Genomic DNA, 20,322 nt, shown 5'->3' with positions numbered 1-20,322 from the left:
GCCAATCCGGCGGGCTTTTTATTGGGCTCCATTCAGCTGGATTGTGCCCAGCTGTGCTGTACGCTCAGTCGGCCTGGCAGCGCTGCTCGGCAGGCAGGCTCGCGCCATCTCCCAGCAGCAGGGTGCTGAGAGCCGCCCGGGCGCAGCGGGAGCTGTTTAGCTGGCCATGCTGATTGCTCTGCGTCACCTGTACCATTCGCGCGGCGCTGCCAAAGGCGGCCTGCATCTGGCGAGCACCGGCGAAGGGGGTATTGGGGTCGTACTCGGCGCCGAGCACCAGGGCCTTGGCATCATCCGGCAGTTTTATCTCGCCGGCGCCGTAGCTGGCGATGGGCTGGCGCGGATAAGGCCAGTCGGCGCAGGTGTTGAAGCTTTTGGCCAGCAGCAGGGCGCCGGCCCCCTGGAAGGCGGCATCTTCCGGATCCAGCCCCTGCCAGCCATAAGGCTCGCTGTTGTCGGTGCAGTGGATGGCGCTGAAGAAGGGCATCTCCTGCAGTTCCTGATAGGGGTTGTCATCGTCCTGCCCGGCGAGGCGAGCCAGCAAGGGGCCGGCGTCGTCCTGCTGCCAGAAAGCGAGCTGATCGTCGCGCTGGCTGCCGCTGATGGCATCGCCCAGCACCGCCACCCAGCTGGCGCGGTCGAGCACATTGCCCTGATTGTCCACATAGCGGCCGTTGTCGCGCACCTGCCGGGTCACCGCCATGCTGCGCTGCAGCGCCTGCTCCCCGAAGCGCCAGGCCAGGATGCGATTGGCATTCTCGGCGTCGCCACGGAAGATGGCCGGGTAGCGGCTCTCGGTGGGAGACATCGGCGAGTCGACCACCAGATTGGCCACTTGGCTTGGGTAGCGGGCGGCATAGAGGGCAGCCAGGCGTGTGCCGTAGGAGAAGGTGATGGGGGTGATCCGCTCGCGCCCCAGGTGCTGGCGCAGGCGATCCATGTCCTCGACCACGGCCCGCGAGCCCAGGTGCGGCGCATGTAGCCGCAACGGCTCGTCGCAGCGCTCGCGCAGGGTGGTGCTAAAGGCCTTGCCCTGATCCGTCCCGCTCTCGAGTGCCGGCAGGGCGCCCTTGTCACGGCTGGCAAAGAGCTGGGCGAGCTGCGCCGGGGTCATGTCTGGCCGCACCCCCTGCTTGTCGGTCAGCAGGCAGCTGCGCAGCTCGTGGCCGAGGGCGCTGTAACCGGCCCCGCGGGGATCCAGGGTGACGATGTCGTAGTGCTCAAGGATGGCGGGGTTGGCGCTGCGCAGCAGGTCGAGCAAAAGGCCGAGATCCGGGGTGGCCGAAGTGGGGCCGCCCGGGTTGTAGAACAGGGTGCCGCGATAGTCGCCGCTGGCGCGATAGTGCAGATAGAAGATATCCAGGGTGTCGCCCTTGACCGTGCGGGTCTGCTGCTTGATCTGGGTGCTGCTGGGCTGGTTCGACCAGGAGGAGAAACGGCTGCTGTCGCCGGAGAAAAAGCCACTGCTGGAGCGCGAGGTGGAGCTTTTCTCCCACTTGCTCTCCTTGATCTGGACCCACTCCTTGTCGTAATCGAGCGGCACCGTCAGGTAGTGACAACTGACCTGACTGGCGGGAATGGCAATACCGTCCTCTTGCCAGCCCTGGCGCAGCTGTTGGCAGACCTGGCCGGCGTCATAGCCGGCGCGAATATGGCGGGCCTGGAAGGGCTCATCTTTCTTTTCCAGATTGCAGCCTGCCAGCAATGCCGGTGCCAGCAGGGTCATGAGCAGCGTGTATTTCATTGTCTATTTCCATTTATCTAGCCTGAACCCCGAAATAGTACGGGGAGGGGCCGACCGGATGGCAGCCGGAAGTTGTATGGAAATATTGCAAGGTGTGTCGATTTACATATTTCTGGCGATATTTGGTGGTCTAATTGATCTATTTGAAAATAATGACCGGCAACGCGCACCGTTATTTTACTCGGGATCAATAACGGCGGCGCGACCGGTCGGCGCAGGGGCAGGAGCCGGCGTTACGCGGACGCGCGCCAGAACGGCTTGTCCCCCAGCACGGTGGCCCTGTGCATCACTCGCCGGGCCGGCAGATAGTCGGCGTTGGCGTAATGCTGGGTAACCCGGTTGTCCCAGATGGCGATGTCGTGCTCCCGCCAGCGCCAGCGCACCTGATACTCGGGCTTGGTGACATGGCGAAACAGGAAGGCGAGCAGCGCTTCGCTCTCTTGCGCCGGCAAGTCGGGCAGGCGGGTGGTGAAGCCCTCATTGACGAACAGTGCCTGCCGACCGCTCAAGGGGTGGGTGCGAACCACAGGGTGGCGCAGCGGCGGGTTGCGGGCCACCGCCTCCTGCCAGCGCTGGTACTCGGCCGGGCTGGCGTTGTGACGATGGGCCGGGAACGACTTGGTGAAGTCGTGCTCGGCCTCCAGCCCTGCCAGCAACTGCTGCAGGCGGGGGGAGAGCCCCTCGAAGGCGGCGATGCCGCTGGCCCACAGGGTATCGCCCCCCACCGGCGGCAGCTGCTTGGCGGCCAGAATGGCCAGCGCCGGCGGCGTCTCGATGAAGGTGACGTCGGTGTGCCAGTTGTCGTTGTCCGGTGGGTTGTCGTCGTGGGTGTCGAGCACGATGATCTCCTCGGCCTCCGGCGCGTGGGGATAGACAGGGTGAATGTGCAGATCGCCGAAGCGGTTGGCCAGCGCCCGCTGCTGGCGAGGATTGATGGGCTGATCTCGAAAGAACAGCACCTGATGGGTCAGCAGGGCCTGCTGCAACTGCGCGAACTGGCCCTCATCGAGCGGCCCGGCCAGGCTGATGCCGCTGATCTCGGCGCCGATGTGGGGGCCGAGGGGGGTGATATGCAGGGAATTGCTCATAGTCCTTCTCCATGCCACGGCGTCAGGCGACGCTGCAGCGCACGTAAACCAAGTTCCAGAGTGAAGGCGATCAGGGCGATCACCAGAATGCCCGCCAGTACCACGTCGGTGGCGAGAAACTCGCCGGCGGCTTGCACCATGAAGCCCACGCCGCGGGTGGCGGCGATGAGCTCGGCCGCCACCAGGGTGGACCAGCCGACCCCGAGCCCGATGCGCAGCCCGGTGAGCATGTCCGGCAGGGCGCCGGGCACGATGACGTACCAGAGCACCTGCCAGCGGTTGGCGCCGAGCGCCCGGGCGGCCCGCAGACGCACCTGCCTGGCGCCCTGCACCCCGGCCAGAGTGGCCATGGCGACCGGCGCGAAGATGGCCAGATAGATGAGCAGCACCTTGGAGGTTTCGCCGATGCCAAACCAGATCACCATCAGCGGCAGGTAGGCAAGGGGCGGCACCGGCCGGTAGAGCTCGATCAGCGGGTCAAGCATGCCGCGCATGGTGGGGCTGAGCCCCATGGCGAGACCCACCGTCACACCGCACAGGGTGGCGGCCGCGAGGGCGATGAGGATGCGCTGCAAACTGGCGGCGAGGTGCTGCCAGAGGGTGGCGTCCATGAAGCCCTGCGGCCCGGCGAGGGTGACCAGTTGCTGCAGTACCTGGGCGGGTGGCGGCAGAAACAGCGGGCTTATCAGCTCGAGCCTGGCCACCAGCCACCAGAGCACCAGCAGGGCACCCAGAGTCAGCAGACTTATCCCAAGCCGGCGCGGCAGCGGCCAGCGCAGGCGTATCCGGCGGGCAGGGTCGAGCGGACGGGAGAGGGTGAGGCTCATGCAAACACCTCCCGCTCGGCAAAGACCCGCTCCAGCACGTACTCGCGCTGCGCGATGAAGGCGGGATCCGACTTGATGCTGCGGCAGGGCTCGCCGGCGGCGAAGCGGCGGCCAAAATCCAGGGTCAGCCGCTCCATGACTCGCCCCGGCGCCGGGGAGAGCAGCACCAGCTCGGTGGCCATGAACACTGCCTCCTCGATGTCGTGGGTGATGAGCAGCACCTGCCGACGCTGCTCATGCCACAGGCGCAGCAGCAGGGTCTGCATCTGCTCACGGGTAAAGGCGTCGAGGGCGCCGAAGGGCTCATCGAGCAGCAGCAGTTGCGGCTGGGTGGCCAGCGCCCGGGCGATGCCGACCCGCTGGCGTTGACCGCCGGAGAGCTGCCAGACCGGCTTGGTCTGGGCCTCCTCCAGCCCCACCTTGCTCAGCATGGCCAGCGCGCTGGCCTCGCGTTCGCGGCGCGGCACGCCGGCCAGCTGCAGCCCGAAGGCGACGTTGTCCAGCACGTTGCGCCAGGGCAGCAGCCCCTCGTGCTGAAAGACCACCCCTCGCTCGGCGCCGGGGCCGCGCACCGGCCTCCCCTGCAGGCTGATGGTGCCCTGCTGGGCGCTCTGAAAACCGGCGATGAGGTTGAGCAAGGTGGTCTTGCCGCAGCCGGAGGGGCCGAGCACCACCATCAGCTCGCCCGCATCCAGGGTCAGGTTGATGTTGTCGAGGACTCTGCGTCCGGCGTAATCGGCGCAAAGGTGGGTGAGCTGCAGCATGCATGCCTCCTTGTTTTGCGGGGTTAGCGGGCGTGAGCCTTGACGAAGCGGTCGGTCACGTAGTCGCGATAATCGTTGCCAGCGCTTCGTACCTTGCCTTGCTCCTTGAGAAAGCGGCTGGTGTCCACCAGGGTCTGGTTCACCAGCTCCCCCAGTTCGGCGCCCTGCTGGCTGGCGCTCAGGTAGCTGTTGCCCCTGACCAGCGCGGGCACGTCCGCCTCGGGTACGCCGCTCAGTTTGGCCAGCTTGGCGAGGTTGTCCGGCTTGGCGAGCCAGCCGTCGGGGTTGTCCAGGTAGTCGCGCTGGGCCGCCAGGGTGCTGTCGACGAAGGCCTGCACCAGCTCGGGATGGGCCTTGGCGAACGCCTTGCGCACCACCCAGACATCCAGGGTGGGGGCTCCCCACTCGCCCACCTGGGCCGAGTCGGTCAGTACCTTGCCGCCCTTGGTCAGCTCGTTGAGGGCTGGCGCCCAGACATAGGCGCCATCGATGTCACCCCGCTGCCAGGCGGCGATGATGGCCGGTGGCTGCAGGTTGACGATCTGCAGGCTGGCCGGATCCACTCCCCAGTGCCGCAGCGCGGCCAGCAGGCTGTAGTGGGTGGTGGAGGTAAAGGGCACGGCGATGCGCTTGCCGGCCAGGGCTGCGGGGGAGTTGAGCCCGGGCTTGACCACCAGCGCTTCCGAGTTGCCGAGCTTGGAGGCGAGCAGGAACACCTCAATGGGCACCTGCTGGTTGACGGCCACCGCCAGCGGGCTGGAGCCGATGTTGCCGATCTGCACGTCGCCGGAGGCGAGCGCCCGCACCACGCTGGCGCCGCTGTCAAACTTGAGCCACTTCACCGTGGCGCCGCTGGTGCGGGCAAAGGTGTCGTCGGCCTGGGCGACTTTGGCCGGTTCGGCTGAGGTCTGGTAGGCCACAGTAACGTCCACGGCCCTGGCTTGCAGGCTGAGCAGGGCGAGCGCCGCCAGCCAGAGGGAATGTCCTTTTCCTGTCATGATATTGCTCCATCGGGGGGGAATGAAGCGGCAGTTTTCCCATTTATCGGGAGATTGAGGAAAGACCGAAAATATATGGCTGATGAGATATGGTTCTTAGAAAAAGAACGGCAATAAAATCCGTTTATTCATATATCTCAATATGGCAAGTCGATATTTGATTGCTGGCAATGGGTGTTGAAAAAATGCTGAAAATAACGGCAAACCTATTTGGATATGGCAATGCTTGCCCAGTTATTGAATATCGAACCGGTTTGGCTGATTGGGCCGGATAAAATAAAACCCGCCGGTTGGGCGGGTTGGTTGGGGGCAGGTGAGGCCTGTGATGCAAGAGCGCGCAGGCAACGGGCCGGGCGAGCGTGGAGAGCCTGGGCTCAACGCTCCAGCAGGGGGGCAGAGCGGTAGCTCCAGAGCCCGTAGGTGCGCAGGGCATCGCGGTAGATGCCGAGCAGCTCGCTGTCGCTCACCTTGGCAAGCTCGGAGAGTGGCTTGTCGGGGTAGCTGACGCTGTCTATCCGGATCCCGGCGGGCCCGCTCTGCCAGCTGGCGATCTCCAGCAATGTCTGGCCCCGGCGCACATGGCTGGCGGAGCTCACCAGGGTGGCGTACGCGATCTGGTGGCGGGCGAGGGCATAGCCGCTGTAGAGGGCGTTCTCCACCGTGCTGGTGGCGTAGTTCTCCTCGATGATGCGCGAGCGATCGATCCCCTTTTTCACCAGCCAGTCGGCCATCAGCTTGCCCTCGGTCTGGCGATTTTGGGGCACGCCGCCGGTCAGGATGATGAGGGCCGCCGGGTTGGCCTTGGCCAGCGCCCGGGTGGTTTCCAGCCGGCCCAGCAGGATGTCGTGCATGGAACCGTCGGGATTGAGGGCATAACCCAAGGTGACGATAGCCCGGTTGCCCGGCTTGGGTGAGCGCTCCCCCTGCTCCTTGAGCGGGGTGGCGACAACGCGCTCGACAGTGTCGAAGATGCGCTGCAGGTCGGCGGCCCGGCCGGGATTGAGGGTCGCCAGCTTGCTCTGATACGCCTTGGCGGCGGTCTCGTTGTGTTTGAAGGTCTGCCAGGTGGCGAGGTAGGTCAGCAGGTCGATGTCATCGGGCGCGGTGCTGAGGGCCTGCTCGAACAGGCCGATGGCCTTGTCCACGTTGCCGTTGTAGATCTGGGCGTTGGCCGCCGAGATGAGCAGGTCGGTGCGATAGGGCTCGAGCTGGTAGGCCTGCAGCAGCAGCTCGGTCACCTGCTCCATGTTGCTCGGCATCTTGGCGGTGAAGCCGGCGGTGGAGATGCGGGCGGGGGATTTGAAGATCTGCCAGGCGTCCGCCAGCAGCTGATCCACCACCTGGCGCTTGCTGATGTACTGGTCGTAATTCTGCTCCTTTTGCAGGGAGCGTACCGGGGTAGCCCAGGCTGCGGAAGGGAGCACGGCAGGCAGTGTCAGCAGGCCGGCCAGCGTCAGGGCAATCGCGGTTCTTTTCATCATGATGGCGTTCCACCGAAGGTTGATGGCACCAGGCCATTCCAGGACCATGGGGCTTTTTCAATAAAAACATAAACTTGGTGATTGGTCAGTGTACCGCGTCGTGGCGTGAAAAAACGTGAACCGCTTCGGTTATCCGGGGAAGGGGGTGGTGTTTGCCCTATTCGGGGGGAGCGAGGTGTGGTTTTCCTGTGAAGTGGCTCAGTTGTGGCGCAATCCTGCCGCGTTTTCGGCGAAAGGGGCCATGACTGTGAAAAAGTTGACGGTGCCAATCGTTTTACCGCTTTTTCTGTGACGGCGATCACTGTACCATCGCCGCCCGACCTGCCACCTGGCGCGCGGCTCCCTGCGTTCTGGTTGGCGTCACCCGATACTCGCCGTCACCCGGAACGTGAATGACCCCAGGATGGGACCCGCCACTAACCTGTAGGTTTGTGGTCTGCGTGTCGCGGGGTCGGCACCTTTCCCGCCCGCTCCCTGCGATGCCTGTCTGCAGACTTGCCGTATGAAACTTCTCTCTTCATAGGTGCAAGATGACGCTGTTATTGAGTCTGGTCGGTATGCTGGCCCTGATGTTTATCGCCTGGCTGGCCAGTGAAAACCGCCGTGCCATCCGCTGGCGGACCGTGCTGGGGGCGCTCGCCCTGCAAACCGGCTTTGCTGCCCTGGTGCTCTACTTCCCCCCCGGTCAAATCATGCTCGGCGCCATGAGCAACGGCGTCTCCGCCCTGCTCGGCTTTGCCGACAGCGGCATCCGCTTCGTGTTTGGCGATCTGGCCAGCAACGGCTTCATCTTCGCCGTGCGGGTGCTGCCGCTGGTGATCTTCATCAGCGCGCTGATCGCGGTGCTCTATCACTTCGGCATCATGCAGTGGGTGATCCGGGTGCTGGGGGGCGGTATTCACCGCCTGCTCGGCACCAGCCGCGCCGAATCCCTGGTGGCCACCGGCAACATCTTCCTCTCCCAGGGGGAATCGCCGCTGCTGATCCGCCCCTTCCTCGCCGGCATGACCCGCTCCGAGCTGTTTGCGGTGATGACCTGCGGCATGGCCTCGGTGGCAGGTTCCGTGCTGGGCGGTTACGCCGGGCTGGGTGTGGATCTGAAATACCTGATTGCGGCCTCCTTCATGGCGGCGCCGGGTGGCCTCTTGATGGCCAAGCTCCTAGTGCCTGAGCAGCAGCAGGTGAACGATCAGGCCGAGATCACCCTCGACAAGAGCGACTACAGCAATGCCATCGACGCCCTGGCGGGTGGCGCCATGAGCGGCATGAAGATCGCGGTGGCCATCGGCACCATACTGCTGGCCTTTGTCAGCGTGATCACCATGATCAACGCCGGTCTCACCACGGTGGGCGAGTGGTTCGGCTGGGCCGATCTCTCCCTGCAGCAGCTGCTGGGTTACCTGTTTGCCCCGGTGGCCTGGCTCATCGGCGTGCCGGCCAGCGAGATGATGGCGGCAGGATCCTTGATCGGCCAGAAGGTGATCATGAACGAGTTCGTCGCCTACCTGGACTTTGCCAACATCAAGCAGGATCTCAGCGCCCACACCCAGATCATCATCACCTTCGCGCTGTGCGGTTTTGCCAACCTGGGCTCCATTGCGGTGCAGCTTGGCTCCATCGGTACCATGGCGCCGGAGCGCCGCCACGACGTGGCGAGCCTCGGCTTCAAGGCGGTGCTGGCGGCGACCCTGGCCAACTTGATGAGCGCCACCCTGGCGGGGCTGTTCGCCTCCCTCGGCTAAGCGACCCTTGCCCCATGCACACCCCGTCTCGCCACTGGTGCGGCGGGGTGTCGTCTATCTGGCGCCAGCCACTGACGCCTTGGCACGACGTGGGCTCGACAGGGGCGGGCGCAGGCGGTAGCGTGATGACGCGCGGCCAGTCCGCGCCCGTTCAGGCATTCATATAACAAGGAATCACACCATGACCCGTCTCTCTCGCGCATTGGCGCTCTCCCTGCTGCTGGTCGGCGCCGCGCCGGCGTTTGCCGCCGCCACCTATACCTCTGATCTGCTGCTGTCGGCGGACTTCAAGGCCACCTGGGCCAAGGCGACCCAGGGCATCAAGAACCTGCCCAAGTGGGTGCGCAGCGGCAACGGCACCAGCTCCCCGCTTGAAGCCGTGGCCGGTACACCGTATCAGAGCGGCTCGGTCTGCAAACCTCATGACTGCGCCAGCCACTACATGCAGTTGCTGGTGGATGCCAAGGCCAAACGGGTATGGGGCGTGCTGATCGACCTGCCAGATAGCGACGCCGCCCGCGAAACCCCGTCCAAATTCGCCCACTACACCTGGCTCGGCCAGCCGGACAAGGGAATGCAGGCCGCCCTGATGAAGCAGGTGGAGGCCGACCCCAACTGGCAGTAAGCATCAAAAAGCAAAAACCTCTGCCTGGGCAGAGGTTTTTTTATGGCGAAGGAGTGATGGGGCAGGGCGCTAGCGGCTCAGGATCCGCACCGAGCGGATGCGATTGTTGAAGTCGGTCGCCTCCTGCTCGCCGCCCTTGCGGGTGTAGTAGCCACCGCGAAAATCGGTCTCCTCGAAGAAACGTACCACCCAGCCAGCCGGAACGGTGAAGGAGGAGATGCGATTGGCAAAGCCGTAGCGGCCGAGATCCGCAATATCCCGGTCGATGCGCAGGGACTCGCCGCTCTGGTGGGCACCGTCAAACACCAGCAGGGTGCTGGCGTCGTCGCTCTCATCGAGAGTGGTGGTGATGCAGCTCGCCTTGGCCGCCTCGCAAAACAGGCTGTTGTTGCCTTGGCCCTGCTGGCAGCGGCGGCTTACCTTCTGGCGCGCCAGCCACTCGCTGCGCCCCGCATCGGCATAGACGCTGTTGAAGGGGGTCAGGGTACAGATGTGGATACGCCCGCCACCCTGGCTCTGGCCGTTCACCACGATCTTGGGATTGATAAGGATATCGGCGCGGACCGCTGTGCTCAGGGTCAACAGCGCCAGCAGGACAAACAGCTTGTTCATGGATGAGATCTTGCCAGTTCAAGGGGCGGCAAGAATTGCCGAGACGCAACCTCGATGCAAGAGGGGGCGGTGCCCGCTGCGACACTCTTTGCCCGCCATCGACGTAAAGATGAAAGGCCCAAAGCAGAACACCGGCGCAAGGCCGGTGTTCTGAACAGCATGGCGGCGGGCCCGGCGGGGCGCGCGGTCAGGGCCGTTTAGGCGTAGAAAGCCTCGACGGTGCCCTTGACAGTGATCAGCATGGGGTTGCCATAGCGATCCTTGGCTTTGGGGGAGGGGATCTTCACCCAACCTTCGCTGATGCAGTACTCCTCGACATTGGTGCGCTCCTTGCCGTTCACGCGAATGCCGATTTCGTGCTGGAAGCACTCCGCCACATGGTGCGGGCTGCGCGGGTTGGCCGCCAGGCGGTCGGGCAGGGCCGGTTTGTTGTCGCTCATTTTATTTACCTGAGTGTGATAAAAAGTGGGTCATTGTAGGCAATGCCCGTCATGGGCTCAAGGCTGGGTTACGTCCCATGGGGGTGGACAAGGTTTGGCTATAGCTGCAGTTCGGGCAACAGCCCCGCCTGCTCCTGAAAATGGTGGCAACGGCGCTCAACGTCATCTTTATAGCGTGCCAGATAATCCAGCTCGGCGGGATGGTCTGTCTCGACCATAGCTATAGCGGCATCCAAATGGTGGAGGATGTCGCTGGCTATCTTCTGCAAGGTCTGTTGCAGCAGGCGTTCGGGCAGGTCACATGCCTCGGCCATTTCCAGCAACTGCCATGCGTTGATCGCCTCGGGAGCAAATTCGTCGCCTATGGCCATGGCCAGATGCTGGTTGAACTCGGGGTAAAGCCCCACATTGACCAGATCGTACCAAGGGGTGGGCGTCAGCCCTGCTTTTGATACGAAGAAGCTGTAGTTCTTGCCGTGGGCATCGTGATTGTTGACGCAGAGGTTGAAGAGCAGCCATTGCAGCATGTCCAGTCTGGCCTGCGCTGGATTGACGCAGAGAGCGCTAAGGCTGAACAGCCGTGGCAGGCTCACCCCTTCCCGAATATGGGCCACGTCCCGACCATCACCGAAGTTGCGTTCATATTTTCGGGCGACGGGGAACCCCAGCCCCTGACAGGCATCGATCATGTGGCGACGGCGGACCCTCATGCCATCCTCATCAAGACGACGGTCGAACCGTTCCACCAGCAAGCTTCTGTGGGACTTCTCACCCTGACCCACAGTATGCAGTTCGACCCGCGCCACCGGCATGCTAAGCTGTGCGGCCAGCTGCATGGTTACAAATTCATTGATCACCAGATGAGGGTGATGCTCGAACTTGAGGAGGTGGGTTGAACAGAGTTCACCTTCGCCAAATCCTAGCCTCCCCTCGAGTCGCAGCAGGTTGAGTTTGGCCTGCACACCCGCAACCGAGAGTCGGGGGCGGCCATCCCAGACTTCCAGCGGCCAAATCTCGGGTTGATCGAGGCGCAGCATCAACTCCTCTGGTGTGATGGGGCGAAACCGGGTGGGAATGTCGGGCTCTGCGGGTAGGGTGAAGGTGACAGCCCCGGATACATCGCGGCCGATACCGTGGATCAGGGCAAAGAGATTGCTGCGCGAAACGGAGAGCACCTCAATCAGATGATCCAGCCCGCGATTTTCTGGCAGTAAGTTGCCGAGATACGCCCGGATCTGAGCGCTGCTGGCCGAGCCATCCAACGCCAGTGGCGGTGAGAGTGGGAATCCGCGCGCTTGCCACTCTGGCAGATAGCCGAGCTGAAACGAATCCCGGTTGGAGTCATATTCGAGATGGCCGATCAGCTGATTACCCAGCCGAAGTTCCAGCCGATGGTGCTCAGAACCATTCATCATCACCGACCTCTGGTTGGCTGTAGCTGCTCATTACCTGTGATCCCGCTTCTTGCACCAGTTGCAACCTCAGTCCCAGCGCCTTCATCACCTGCAGCAGGGTCGAGAGGTAGACATCCCCCCCTTTTTCAATCTTGATCAGGGTTTTCTTGGAGATGCCGCACAGTGAGGCCGTCACCTCTTGGGTCATCTTGGCTGCTTTGCGTCTCTCCCGTATCGCCAGTCCCAGCGAGGCGGGATCCAGTGCTTTCGTGCCGGTTGGCAACGGTGTATCTGTCATCATGATCACGGAAAAAGTGTAGGTTGTTACACCTTAGCTCATGGTAAGAGCAAACAGCAACAAAAAGTGTACGATGGTGCACTTTTTATAGTCTCAGCGTTGTTTTCGATAAAAAAGTGTAGAAGTGTTCACCTTTTAGAACAGAAAAGGTGGTTAGGGAGGGTCTGGGAGATGATAGAGGGGCCGGGAGGATGTTGTGTGCAGAGCCGCATTGCACTTCACCTTCACTTCACCGAGCGGGGGTAGGGTAGGCTTACGTCTTCAGTTGGAGCTTTATTCTATGCCCACCATAGTCACTCACGCCGCCGTACCTCTCTGCCTTGGGCTCGGGCTTGGCAGCAGGATTATCCCGCCGCGCCTGCTGCTGGCAGGGATTGCCATCGCCATGCTGCCCGATGCCGACGTGCTCGCCTTTAAACTGGGGGTTGCCTACGGCCATGTTTTTGGCCACCGCGGCTTTACCCACTCCCTGCTATTCGCTTTTGCCCTGCCTACCTTGGCCATGCTGCTTCATCGCCAGTTAAGGGCGAGCGCCGCCACCGTCTGGTCGTTTCTGCTGGTCTCTCTGCTCTCCCACAGCCTGCTCGATTCCCTCACCACAGGCGGCAAGGGGGTTGGCTGGCTCTGGTCGTGGCGGGACGAGCGTTTCTTCGCCCCCTGGCAGGTGATCCGGGTCGCCCCCTTCAAGCTGGAGGCCTATCTCACTGCCCGAGGCGAAGCGGTGATCCTCTCCGAGCTCTACTGGGTCTGGCTGCCGGGGGTTGTATTGATGCTGATATTGATGGGGTGGCGGGTGTGGGGCAGGACGCCTATGGAATGCTGAGACTGGCGGCCAAGTGATGAAGATAGTCATAACTGTGCCACTGTATGGCACAGAGAGCGAGTAGGGCTGAGGTTCCCAAGGCATCCTGATCCCGGTGTCGGAGCAATACACGCAATGCATGTATTATGCAGAGACCCAAGATCGTCAGGTAAATGATGGCTAATGCCACTTCAATTAAATCCGATATACCGTATGGATCATTCGGATTGTGATAAAGCAGGTCATAGCCAAAGGCGCGAAATCCGAGTCTTAAGAGAAACAAGGAAAAGCAGACGGTGGCCAGTTGTATTGGCTTTCGGCTGATTTCTGTCATGCAACTTCTCAAATCTTTCAACGCCAACTTTTGGGGCTGAGATGCAGCAGAGCTGGGATACCCATCATTTTGAATGTTTACTTATCCAATGTATTCTGGATTTATTTTTTGCTAACACTTGGCAAATGACACCCACTTTCCTGTGAGCTTGCTATGTGACGACGTGCTCAGAAAGATGGGTGTCTTAACTCTAGTCGGATTTTCTTATAACTTCGTCATATCCCTTTCGGAGAGTGTTTCTTCAAGGTATTTAGAAAGAGCAGAAAGGTAAGTATCTAAGTACTTTGAATTTATTACATCAGTCCAATTTCCAGAGGCGCCAAAAGTATTGTTCTGGACAAATCGGAACCATGGAATTTCCTCTGGTTCATGATTTAGTGCAGACCACAATCGACTCTCAATTAAAACTAATGGGATGTAAAAATCAATTGCCCTTGAATATGACTCTATTGAGTTCAATGCTTGAGTGAGGTCAGCCTTCTGTCTTCTACACATCTCTAGTTCTAACGTGAAATCACTTAGCAGCTTATTGATTGATTCGCTTTTGGCGCTATTAATGGCAGAGTTAAGGGTTGATATCGCACGCCATAATACGGAGTTGTCAAGGTCTTTTTCTTTATTTGTATCTGTTTCTCTAAATGCAGAATAGCATTGCTCCGCAGGCATTGGTTGAATTCTAATCGGTGCTGTTAGCATTGTGCTTTTGGGGAATATCAACTTGTCAAGTTCGTGTAGGTAATCTCTAGATTTAGATAATGATATTCCAAAACTATCGAGAGTAGATTGGACTTTTAACTTTGTTTCATCACAGTAACCAGGCCAATATTCATTCTGGCCAAATGAATGTTGTGCTGTCTCTCCAGCACAAAGGATATGAAAAGCTGATGCTGATTTAATTTCAACATAAATATGAATGCGAGCTATTAACTTATGTCTTTTAATTTCTTTACACCAAATTTGTCTTCCGCTCAGGTCAAGCTCCCTTAATTTACCACTGATTATATCTTTGTAATAAGGACTATGAACGGGGTTCCATTTGCGCGCGCTCAATATATTGAATGCTGTATGTTCAGCTCTAATAGAATGAAATGCAGCAGATTGAGAAAGTTTCTTGTCGATAGTTTTTGATTCTGTCATATATATTCGGCGTCCAATATTAAGCAGTGATTAGATTGAAAATAATGTAAATTCGATAACAGACTTTCTAATATAAATCCGCGGAGCCCTGATAGTTGCCACGGGAGAAATTAAGCCATAATACTACCAGCCAGCCTCTGACATCTGAATGTATTAGTTTGCCTTCTTTTTTTGGTTTTACCATCTGCACTTTACAGAGTAGGAATCGACTTTGGAACTGCCGTCAAGGCTACCGAAACTGAGTTACAGCTCCCAGCTCGCTACTTCTCACCTGCGAGATGTCGATAATCGCTGTCATGAGGCTCTTTCTGGAGATGGAGTGTCGTCTCGTATGTTGGGCTAAAAATCGTAGGTTGGTGCTGAACGAAGTGAAGCCCAACGTTTACCGCGAAATATATCTATCAATCTGTTTTACGGATCTGCCACATCCATATTTATCCCGCTCTGGTTGGCGCAATGATTCTCGCCTGTTGGGCTTTGCTTCGCTCTGCACCAACCTGCAAAAACCACGCTACCGCCCCTGAGTGACAGCCCCCAGTTTGCTGCTGTTAACCTGCGAGATAGCAACAATCGCAGCCATGGTGTGCTCCCGAGAGAGAGATTGTCGTTTGGCTATCTTAATGGCGAGGGGAGAGAGTTGAGAAGCGTGTTTTGGTGGGAATCTGTGTTGGATCAATAAATTAGTCATTAAGGCGTGCGCTGTATGAACAACCAGCTTGGCTGGGGATGCACAATTCCCCTCACCCCAGCCCTCTCCCAAGGGGAGAGGGGGGCTTGTTCACTGTTGCACGGTAGCCTCAGGCGGGCACGGTTTTGATCCCCCTCTTATTCGCTGAGGCGAGTCCTCTTGTCCAGGCCGCGAGGCAGGACGCCGAGCGAGCGGCGTTGGGCTATGGGCAAAATCGGGAAAGGGCGAGCACCGCTCGACCCGATTTGGCGCGAGAACACGGATGTTCGAAGCGGGCTTTGGGCGAAGCCATGGATGGCGGAGGCCAAAGGCCCATCGGCGCGTGCCGTTGGACAAGAGGATGAGCCGAAGGTACCCGACGTCAGTCGGGCAAATAAGCGGGGGTGGCCTTTCTTTTGGTGACTTTTCTTTGGCCACGCAAAGAAAAGTCACTCGCCCCAGCCCGAAGGGCGGGCGAAACCCCGTCGAGGGCGGAGCCCTCGCATCCAGCGTGGCAAAGCCATGCCATCAGGAATATCTGCCGGCTCGAGCGTTCGGATTAACTCCGCCCGGATCGCGAATGTCCGAATACGCTTCGCTATTCGAACCTACGATTCGATAACGTCGGAGGATTATGGGTTCCCTCACCCTGCCCCTCTCCCAAGGGGAGAGGGGACAAAGACGCAGGGAGCGGCAACAAGCAGGAAATAGAAAGGGAGCCTATCAGGCTCCCTTTTCGCAGACATGGCCAATGGCATTTGGTCAATGCCGCTCTTTACCGATTGGTCGCGGCCTTCATCCCTTCTACAAACTCTTTCAGACGAGTGAGCATATGCTCCGGGTTCTGGTGGTGGGTCTCGATGATCTTCACCACGGCGGAGCCGGAGATGGCACCGGCGGCGCCGGCGGCGATGGCTTCACGCACCTGAGCCGGTTCGCTGATGCCAAAGCCGAGCAAGGCAGGGGGGGCGTTGAACTCGCGCAGGGTGTTGATGAGCCCCTCCACCGGCATGCCGGCCTTGGTCTCGGCACCGGTGACGCCGGCGCGGCTCACCAGATAGGTGTAACCATTGCCCAGCTCCGCCACCTGTTTCAGGGTCCCGGCGTCGCCATTGGGCGGCGCGATAAAGATGCTGTCGATGCCGAACTTGTCGGCGGCCGCCTTGTAGGGCTCGCACATCTGCACCGGCACGTCGGCCACCAGCACCGAATCCACGCCCGCCTGCCGGCACTTCTCGTAGAAACCGTCAATTTTGCGCACATAGACCAGATTGGCGTAGACCAAGAGGCCAATGGGCAGCTGCGGGTACTTGGCGCGGATGCGGCCGAGCAGCTCGAAACAGTCGTCCGGGGTGGTGTGGCTGGCAAACGCGCGCAGGGCGGCGCCCTGAATGGTGGGGCCGTCCGCTACCGGATCGGAGAAGGGAATGCCGAGTTCGAGGGCATCGGCGCCCCCTGCGACCAGCGCATCGACGATGGCCAGCGACAATTCGGGAGTCGGGTCACCCAGCATCACGAACGGCACAAAGGCGCCCTGATTGGCTTCATCCAGACGGGAGAAGAGTTGTGCGTAACGGTTCATGACAAGGTTCCTTCTTTCTCGAAAATATCGGCAACGGTGAAGATATCTTTGTCGCCACGGCCGGAGAGGTTGACGATGAGCACCTGCTCTTTTTCCGGTTCACTGCGGGCCATCTTGAGGGCGTGGGCCAGCGCGTGGGAGGACTCCAGCGCCGGTATGATGCCTTCGGATTTGGCCAGCTCCTGGAAGGCGTCAAGCGCCTCCTTGTCGGTCACCGAGGGGTACTCGGCGCGGCCGATGGCGGCCAGATGGGCGTGCTGCGGGCCGACGGAGGGGAAGTCGAGCCCCGCCGAGACGGAGTAGGACTCCTGAATCTGGCCCTGGGTGTCCTGCATCAGATAGGAGTGCATGCCAAAGAAGACCCCCTTGCTGCCGTGACCGAGCGGCGCACCGTGCTCGCCGCTCTCGATGCCGTGACCACCCGGCTCGACGCCGATGAGGCGCACCGACGGTTCATCGATAAAGTCGGCAAACATGCCGATGGCGTTCGAGCCGCCGCCGACGCAGGCGATCACCGCATCGGGCAAGCGCTCTTCCTTCTCGAAGCACTGGGCCTTGGCCTCTTCGCCGATCATCTTCTGGAACTCCCGCACGATAGTGGGGAAGGGGTGTGGGCCGGCGGCGGTGCCCAGCAGGTAGTGGGCCGACTCGTAGTTGGCGGCCCAGTCGCGCAGCGCCTCGTTGCAGGCATCTTTCAGGGTGCTGGAGCCTGAGTGCACCGGGATCACCGTGGCGCCCATCAGCTTCATGCGAAAGACGTTGGGCTTCTGGCGCTCGCAATCCTTGGCGCCCATATAGACCCGGCACTTGAGGCCGAGCAGGGCGCAGGCCAGCGCGGTGGCCACGCCATGCTGACCGGCGCCGGTCTCGGCGATGATCTCTTTCTTGCCCATCCGCTTGGCCAGCAGCGCCTGACCCAGCACCTGGTTGGTCTTGTGGGCGCCGCCGTGCAGCAGATCTTCACGCTTGAGATAGAGGCGGGTCTTGGTGCCCTTGGTCAGATTGCGGGTCAGGGTCAAGGGGGTCGGGCGACCGGCATACTCGGTCAGCAGGGTCTGAAACTCGGCGATAAAGGCCGGATCATCCTTGGCATCGACGAAGGCCTTCTCCAGCTGGAGCAGGGCGGGGATGAGGATCTGGGGCACATACATGCCGCCAAATTCACCAAAAAACGGATTGAGCAGGGTCATGGTTTCTTCCTTATACCTTGAGTCGAAAACGAAACATCAATTACGAAACAGCTATTCAGTGGTCGCCTCACAGGGAGCGCTTACAGTTGGCGCAGGGCGGCAAAGGCGGCCGCCAGCTTGTGCGCATCCTTCTGGCCCGGGGTACTCTCTACCCCGGAGTTGAAATCAAGGCCGAGGCAGCCCACTTGCGCGGCTTGCAGGGCGTTGTCGGGATTGAGGCCGCCCGCCAGCATCAGCTTGGCTTTATCCAGATGGGCCAGCAGAGTCCAGTCGAACGCCTGACCAGTGCCGCCGCTCTGGCTGCCGACTTTCGTATCCAGCAGCAGGCGATCGGCCGGATAGTCGAGGGCGGGCAGCGGTTCGCCACTTGTGACTCCAACTGCTTTCCAGATCTGGCAGCCCGCCGGCAGCAGCGGGCGCAGCCCCTCGATATAGGCGGCATCTTCATCGCCGTGCAACTGCACCGCGGCGAGGCTGAGTGCTTCCACCGTCTTGGCGAGGGTGGCGGGCTGGGCGTTGCGAAATACCCCGACGTAGGCGAGCGGTGCGCCCGCCATCACGGCGCGGGCGGCGGGAATGTCCACATAACGCGGGCTTTTGGCTACGAAGATCAAGCCGCCAAATACCGCGCCTGCCTGATGGGCTGCGGCGGCATCTTCGGCGCGGGTCAGGCCGCACACCTTGTTCTGGCCCAGTACCAGCTTGCGTACCGCCGCCTCCAGATCCGGCTCGGCCATCAGGGATGAGCCCACCAGAAAGCCCTTGGCATGGTGGCGCAGATCCGCCACCTGGGCGCGGTGGTTGATGCCGGATTCGCTGATCACCACCCGATCGCTTGGAATGTCTTTGGCCAACTGCTTGGTGCGGGCGAGATCCACGCTCAAATCCCGCAGATCCCGGTTGTTGATGCCGATCACCGGCGCCCCCAGCGCGATGGCGCGGGTCAGCTCTTCCTCGTTGCTTACCTCGGTGAGCACGCCAAGGCCCAGCTCTTTGGCGACTGCGAACAGGGCGCGATAGCCCTCGTCGGTGAGCACCGAGAGCATCAGCAGGATGGCGTCCGCCTGATAGTGGCGGGCCAGATAGACCTGGTAGGGGTCAATCATGAAATCTTTGCAGAGCACCGGCTGGCTGACGCGGCTGCGCACCCGCGGCAAAAAGGCGAAATCCCCCTGAAAGAACTTCTCGTCGGTCAGCACCGAGATGGCGGTGGCGTATTTGCCATAGATGTCGGCGATGGCCTCCGGGCTGAAGTCGTTGCGGATCAAGCCCTTGGAGGGGGAGGCCTTCTTGCACTCCAGAATAAAGCGGGTTGAGCCCGCCTTGAGCGCCCCGACGAAATCCCGATCGCTGGGGGTCAGCGCGTTCTGGAAACTCTCCAGCGGCTGGGTCAGCTTGCGGGCGGCAACCCACTCCTGCTTGGCCGCCACGATTTTGCCGAGAATGGTCTGGCTGATGGAGGCCATGTTCAGAAAAGCATGGGGGGCAATAAGGTCTGACATCTCGTTATCCTTGCGAAACTGGCTCTTGCCCTGCGGGCGTTCTGAATGACTGCTGTGCAGAGTCGTGGCTGACATCATGCCTCCTGATGACTCAAGGTGGCGAGCCGGGCGGCGAGCTCCGCCGTTTTGCCGCTTGCCAGCACCGCCAGCACCTCGGCCGCCGCGCTCTTGAGATCCTTCGCCTTGCCTGCCATCAGCAGCAGCGGTGCTACGTTGGCAGCGATGGCGGCGTTGTGGGCCGGGGTACCACGCCCTTCCAGAATGGCGGCGGTGATGGCGCGGTTCTCCTCAGGTTCCCCCCCCTGAATGGCGCTGACCGGGTAGGTCTCGAGGCCAAAGTCAGCCGGGGTGAGCAGAAACTCGCGGATCTCGCCGTCACGGATCTGGGCCACCTGGGTCGGGCCGTGGATGGCAATTTCATCAAGGCCGGCGCCGTGCACCACCATACCGGTTTTCAGCCCCAGTGCCAGCAGGGTTTCGGCGATGGGGCGCACCAGCTCGGGGGCATAGACCCCCATCAGCTGATAGGTGGGGCGAGCGGGGTTGATGAGCGGCCCCAGCACGTTGAACAGGGTGCGGGTCTTGAGGGCTTGGCGCACCGGCATGGCGTGGCGCACGCCGGCGTGGTACTGGGGGGCGAACAAAAAGCAGATGCCGAGCTCATCCAGGCAGCGGCGCGCCTGCGCCGGGCTCATGTCGAGCTTGATGCCCATCTTGTCCAGCAGATCGCTTGAACCCGACTTGCTCGAGACCGAGCGGTTGCCGTGCTTGGCCACTTTCAGGCCGCAGGCGGCAGCGACCAGCGCCGAGGTGGTGGAGACGTTGATGGTGTTGAGGCCATCGCCACCGGTGCCGACGATGTCGCAGAACTCGTAATCCGGACGCGGGAAGTCGCGCGCTTCGGCCAGCAGGGCCTCGGCGGCGCCGGCGATCTCCTCCGGGGTCTCCCCCTTGATCTTGAGGGCGGTCAACAGACTGGCGAGCACGATGGGATCCACTTCGCCACGTACCACCTGGCCGAAGGCGTCACGGGTACTTTCACGGCTCAGAGACTGACCCTGATAGAGGGTGTTGAGATGATGATGCATGTTGGTC

General features: G+C 61.0%; 18 protein-coding genes. 3 read left to right on the top strand and 15 right to left on the bottom strand.

Annotation, left to right across the window (positions count from 1 at the left end; all coding sequences use genetic code 11):
- Positions 1 to 64: 64 nt before the first annotated feature.
- The 6 genes from I6L38_RS12150 to I6L38_RS12125 form a co-directional block, all read right to left on the bottom strand.
- Positions 65 to 1,744 (bottom strand): alpha/beta hydrolase, encoded by a 1,680-nt coding sequence (locus tag I6L38_RS12150; protein ID WP_216988530.1) that lies wholly within the window; start codon positions 1,742 to 1,744, stop codon positions 65 to 67.
- Positions 1,745 to 1,977: 233 nt separating this feature from the next.
- Complete coding sequence (gene tauD, locus I6L38_RS12145; protein WP_201882261.1) at positions 1,978 to 2,832, bottom strand: taurine dioxygenase; 855 nt, start codon at positions 2,830 to 2,832, stop codon at positions 1,978 to 1,980.
- Positions 2,829 to 3,659, bottom strand: a complete 831-nt coding sequence (gene tauC / locus I6L38_RS12140) for a taurine ABC transporter permease TauC (RefSeq protein ID WP_216988529.1) — start codon at positions 3,657 to 3,659, stop codon at positions 2,829 to 2,831. Before tauC ends, tauD begins: the two co-directional genes overlap by 4 nt.
- Positions 3,656 to 4,423, bottom strand: coding sequence for a taurine ABC transporter ATP-binding subunit (gene tauB, locus I6L38_RS12135; protein WP_126881437.1), 768 nt, complete (start codon positions 4,421 to 4,423; stop codon positions 3,656 to 3,658). The genes tauC and tauB overlap by 4 nt, the downstream gene beginning before the upstream one ends.
- Positions 4,424 to 4,446: 23 nt before the next feature.
- Positions 4,447 to 5,421: a taurine ABC transporter substrate-binding protein gene (tauA, locus tag I6L38_RS12130; protein ID WP_216988528.1), complete on the bottom strand. Its 975-nt coding sequence runs from the start codon at positions 5,419 to 5,421 to the stop codon at positions 4,447 to 4,449.
- A 374-nt stretch (positions 5,422 to 5,795) separates the two neighbouring features.
- Entirely contained in the window at positions 5,796 to 6,950 is a 1,155-nt protein-coding gene (locus I6L38_RS12125) for a YdcF family protein (protein WP_216988527.1), read from the bottom strand.
- Between the two features lie 482 nt (positions 6,951 to 7,432).
- Here I6L38_RS12125 and I6L38_RS12120 point away from each other — a divergent pair, with 482 nt between their 5' ends.
- Complete coding sequence (locus I6L38_RS12120) at positions 7,433 to 8,644, top strand: NupC/NupG family nucleoside CNT transporter (RefSeq protein WP_017765670.1); 1,212 nt, start codon at positions 7,433 to 7,435, stop codon at positions 8,642 to 8,644.
- 181 nt (positions 8,645 to 8,825) lie between these two features.
- A complete protein-coding gene (locus I6L38_RS12115; RefSeq protein WP_216988526.1) occupies positions 8,826 to 9,269 on the top strand; it encodes an inhibitor of vertebrate lysozyme family protein in 444 nt (147 codons plus the stop codon).
- A gap of 69 nt (positions 9,270 to 9,338) precedes the next feature.
- On the opposite strand, the gene I6L38_RS12110 is transcribed toward I6L38_RS12115, so the two are convergent.
- The 4 genes from I6L38_RS12110 to I6L38_RS12095 all read right to left on the bottom strand — a co-directional run bounded on the left by I6L38_RS12110 (position 9,339) and on the right by I6L38_RS12095 (position 12,013).
- The gene (locus tag I6L38_RS12110) at positions 9,339 to 9,881 is read right to left on the bottom strand and encodes a beta/gamma crystallin-related protein (RefSeq protein WP_139432848.1); all 543 of its coding nucleotides are present in this window, start codon (positions 9,879 to 9,881) and stop codon (positions 9,339 to 9,341) included.
- Positions 9,882 to 10,078: 197 nt separating this feature from the next.
- The gene (locus I6L38_RS12105; protein WP_005302916.1) at positions 10,079 to 10,321 is read right to left on the bottom strand and encodes a DUF3297 family protein; all 243 of its coding nucleotides are present in this window, start codon (positions 10,319 to 10,321) and stop codon (positions 10,079 to 10,081) included.
- Between the two features lie 98 nt (positions 10,322 to 10,419).
- Complete coding sequence (locus tag I6L38_RS12100) at positions 10,420 to 11,736, bottom strand: HipA domain-containing protein (RefSeq protein ID WP_017765666.1); 1,317 nt, start codon at positions 11,734 to 11,736, stop codon at positions 10,420 to 10,422.
- A complete protein-coding gene (locus I6L38_RS12095; RefSeq protein WP_269779906.1) occupies positions 11,720 to 12,013 on the bottom strand; it encodes a helix-turn-helix domain-containing protein in 294 nt (97 codons plus the stop codon). Before I6L38_RS12095 ends, I6L38_RS12100 begins: the two co-directional genes overlap by 17 nt.
- A 280-nt stretch (positions 12,014 to 12,293) precedes the next feature.
- On the opposite strand from I6L38_RS12095, the gene I6L38_RS12090 reads away from it, so the two are divergent.
- Positions 12,294 to 12,836, top strand: a complete 543-nt coding sequence (locus I6L38_RS12090; protein ID WP_216988525.1) for a metal-dependent hydrolase — start codon at positions 12,294 to 12,296, stop codon at positions 12,834 to 12,836.
- Positions 12,837 to 13,353: 517 nt separating this feature from the next.
- On the opposite strand, the gene I6L38_RS12085 is transcribed toward I6L38_RS12090, so the two are convergent.
- From I6L38_RS12085 to trpD, 5 genes are all read right to left on the bottom strand, one after another.
- On the bottom strand, positions 13,354 to 14,286 hold the full coding sequence (locus tag I6L38_RS12085; RefSeq protein WP_005302905.1) for a hypothetical protein: 933 nt from the start codon (positions 14,284 to 14,286) through the stop codon (positions 13,354 to 13,356).
- Between the two features lie 1,442 nt (positions 14,287 to 15,728).
- Positions 15,729 to 16,535, bottom strand: a complete 807-nt coding sequence (gene trpA, locus I6L38_RS12080; RefSeq protein WP_043169779.1) for a tryptophan synthase subunit alpha — start codon at positions 16,533 to 16,535, stop codon at positions 15,729 to 15,731.
- Positions 16,532 to 17,725 (bottom strand): tryptophan synthase subunit beta, encoded by a 1,194-nt coding sequence (gene trpB, locus I6L38_RS12075; RefSeq protein ID WP_017410364.1) that lies wholly within the window; start codon positions 17,723 to 17,725, stop codon positions 16,532 to 16,534. Before trpB ends, trpA begins: the two co-directional genes overlap by 4 nt.
- A gap of 80 nt (positions 17,726 to 17,805) precedes the next feature.
- Complete coding sequence (trpCF, locus tag I6L38_RS12070; RefSeq protein ID WP_216988524.1) at positions 17,806 to 19,302, bottom strand: bifunctional indole-3-glycerol-phosphate synthase TrpC/phosphoribosylanthranilate isomerase TrpF; 1,497 nt, start codon at positions 19,300 to 19,302, stop codon at positions 17,806 to 17,808.
- A complete protein-coding gene (gene trpD, locus I6L38_RS12065) occupies positions 19,302 to 20,315 on the bottom strand; it encodes an anthranilate phosphoribosyltransferase (protein ID WP_005302896.1) in 1,014 nt (337 codons plus the stop codon). Before trpD ends, trpCF begins: the two co-directional genes overlap by 1 nt.
- Between the last annotated feature and the right edge of the window lie 7 nt (positions 20,316 to 20,322).

This window comes from Aeromonas sp. FDAARGOS 1408, from assembly GCF_019048665.1.
Lineage (GTDB): Bacteria > Pseudomonadota > Gammaproteobacteria > Enterobacterales > Aeromonadaceae > Aeromonas > Aeromonas dhakensis.
This window is presented reverse-complemented; position numbering and strand designations above follow the sequence as displayed.

Coding starts and splice junctions, on each gene's coding strand:
- trpD (WP_005302896.1), bottom strand. CDS start 20,315: ATGCATCATCATCTCAACACCCTCTATCAGGGTCAGTCTCTGAGCCGT.
- I6L38_RS12105 (WP_005302916.1), bottom strand. CDS start 10,321: ATGAGCGACAACAAACCGGCCCTGCCCGACCGCCTGGCGGCCAACCCG.
- I6L38_RS12115 (WP_216988526.1), top strand. CDS start 8,826: ATGACCCGTCTCTCTCGCGCATTGGCGCTCTCCCTGCTGCTGGTCGGC.
- I6L38_RS12100 (WP_017765666.1), bottom strand. CDS start 11,736: ATGATGAATGGTTCTGAGCACCATCGGCTGGAACTTCGGCTGGGTAAT.
- I6L38_RS12085 (WP_005302905.1), bottom strand. CDS start 14,286: ATGACAGAATCAAAAACTATCGACAAGAAACTTTCTCAATCTGCTGCA.
- trpCF (WP_216988524.1), bottom strand. CDS start 19,302: ATGTCAGCCACGACTCTGCACAGCAGTCATTCAGAACGCCCGCAGGGC.
- I6L38_RS12090 (WP_216988525.1), top strand. CDS start 12,294: ATGCCCACCATAGTCACTCACGCCGCCGTACCTCTCTGCCTTGGGCTC.
- tauB (WP_126881437.1), bottom strand. CDS start 4,423: ATGCTGCAGCTCACCCACCTTTGCGCCGATTACGCCGGACGCAGAGTC.
- tauC (WP_216988529.1), bottom strand. CDS start 3,659: ATGAGCCTCACCCTCTCCCGTCCGCTCGACCCTGCCCGCCGGATACGC.
- I6L38_RS12095 (WP_269779906.1), bottom strand. CDS start 12,013: ATGACAGATACACCGTTGCCAACCGGCACGAAAGCACTGGATCCCGCC.
- trpB (WP_017410364.1), bottom strand. CDS start 17,725: ATGACCCTGCTCAATCCGTTTTTTGGTGAATTTGGCGGCATGTATGTG.
- I6L38_RS12120 (WP_017765670.1), top strand. CDS start 7,433: ATGACGCTGTTATTGAGTCTGGTCGGTATGCTGGCCCTGATGTTTATC.
- I6L38_RS12125 (WP_216988527.1), bottom strand. CDS start 6,950: ATGGTCCTGGAATGGCCTGGTGCCATCAACCTTCGGTGGAACGCCATC.
- I6L38_RS12110 (WP_139432848.1), bottom strand. CDS start 9,881: ATGAACAAGCTGTTTGTCCTGCTGGCGCTGTTGACCCTGAGCACAGCG.
- tauA (WP_216988528.1), bottom strand. CDS start 5,421: ATGACAGGAAAAGGACATTCCCTCTGGCTGGCGGCGCTCGCCCTGCTC.
- tauD (WP_201882261.1), bottom strand. CDS start 2,832: ATGAGCAATTCCCTGCATATCACCCCCCTCGGCCCCCACATCGGCGCC.
- trpA (WP_043169779.1), bottom strand. CDS start 16,535: ATGAACCGTTACGCACAACTCTTCTCCCGTCTGGATGAAGCCAATCAG.
- I6L38_RS12150 (WP_216988530.1), bottom strand. CDS start 1,744: ATGAAATACACGCTGCTCATGACCCTGCTGGCACCGGCATTGCTGGCA.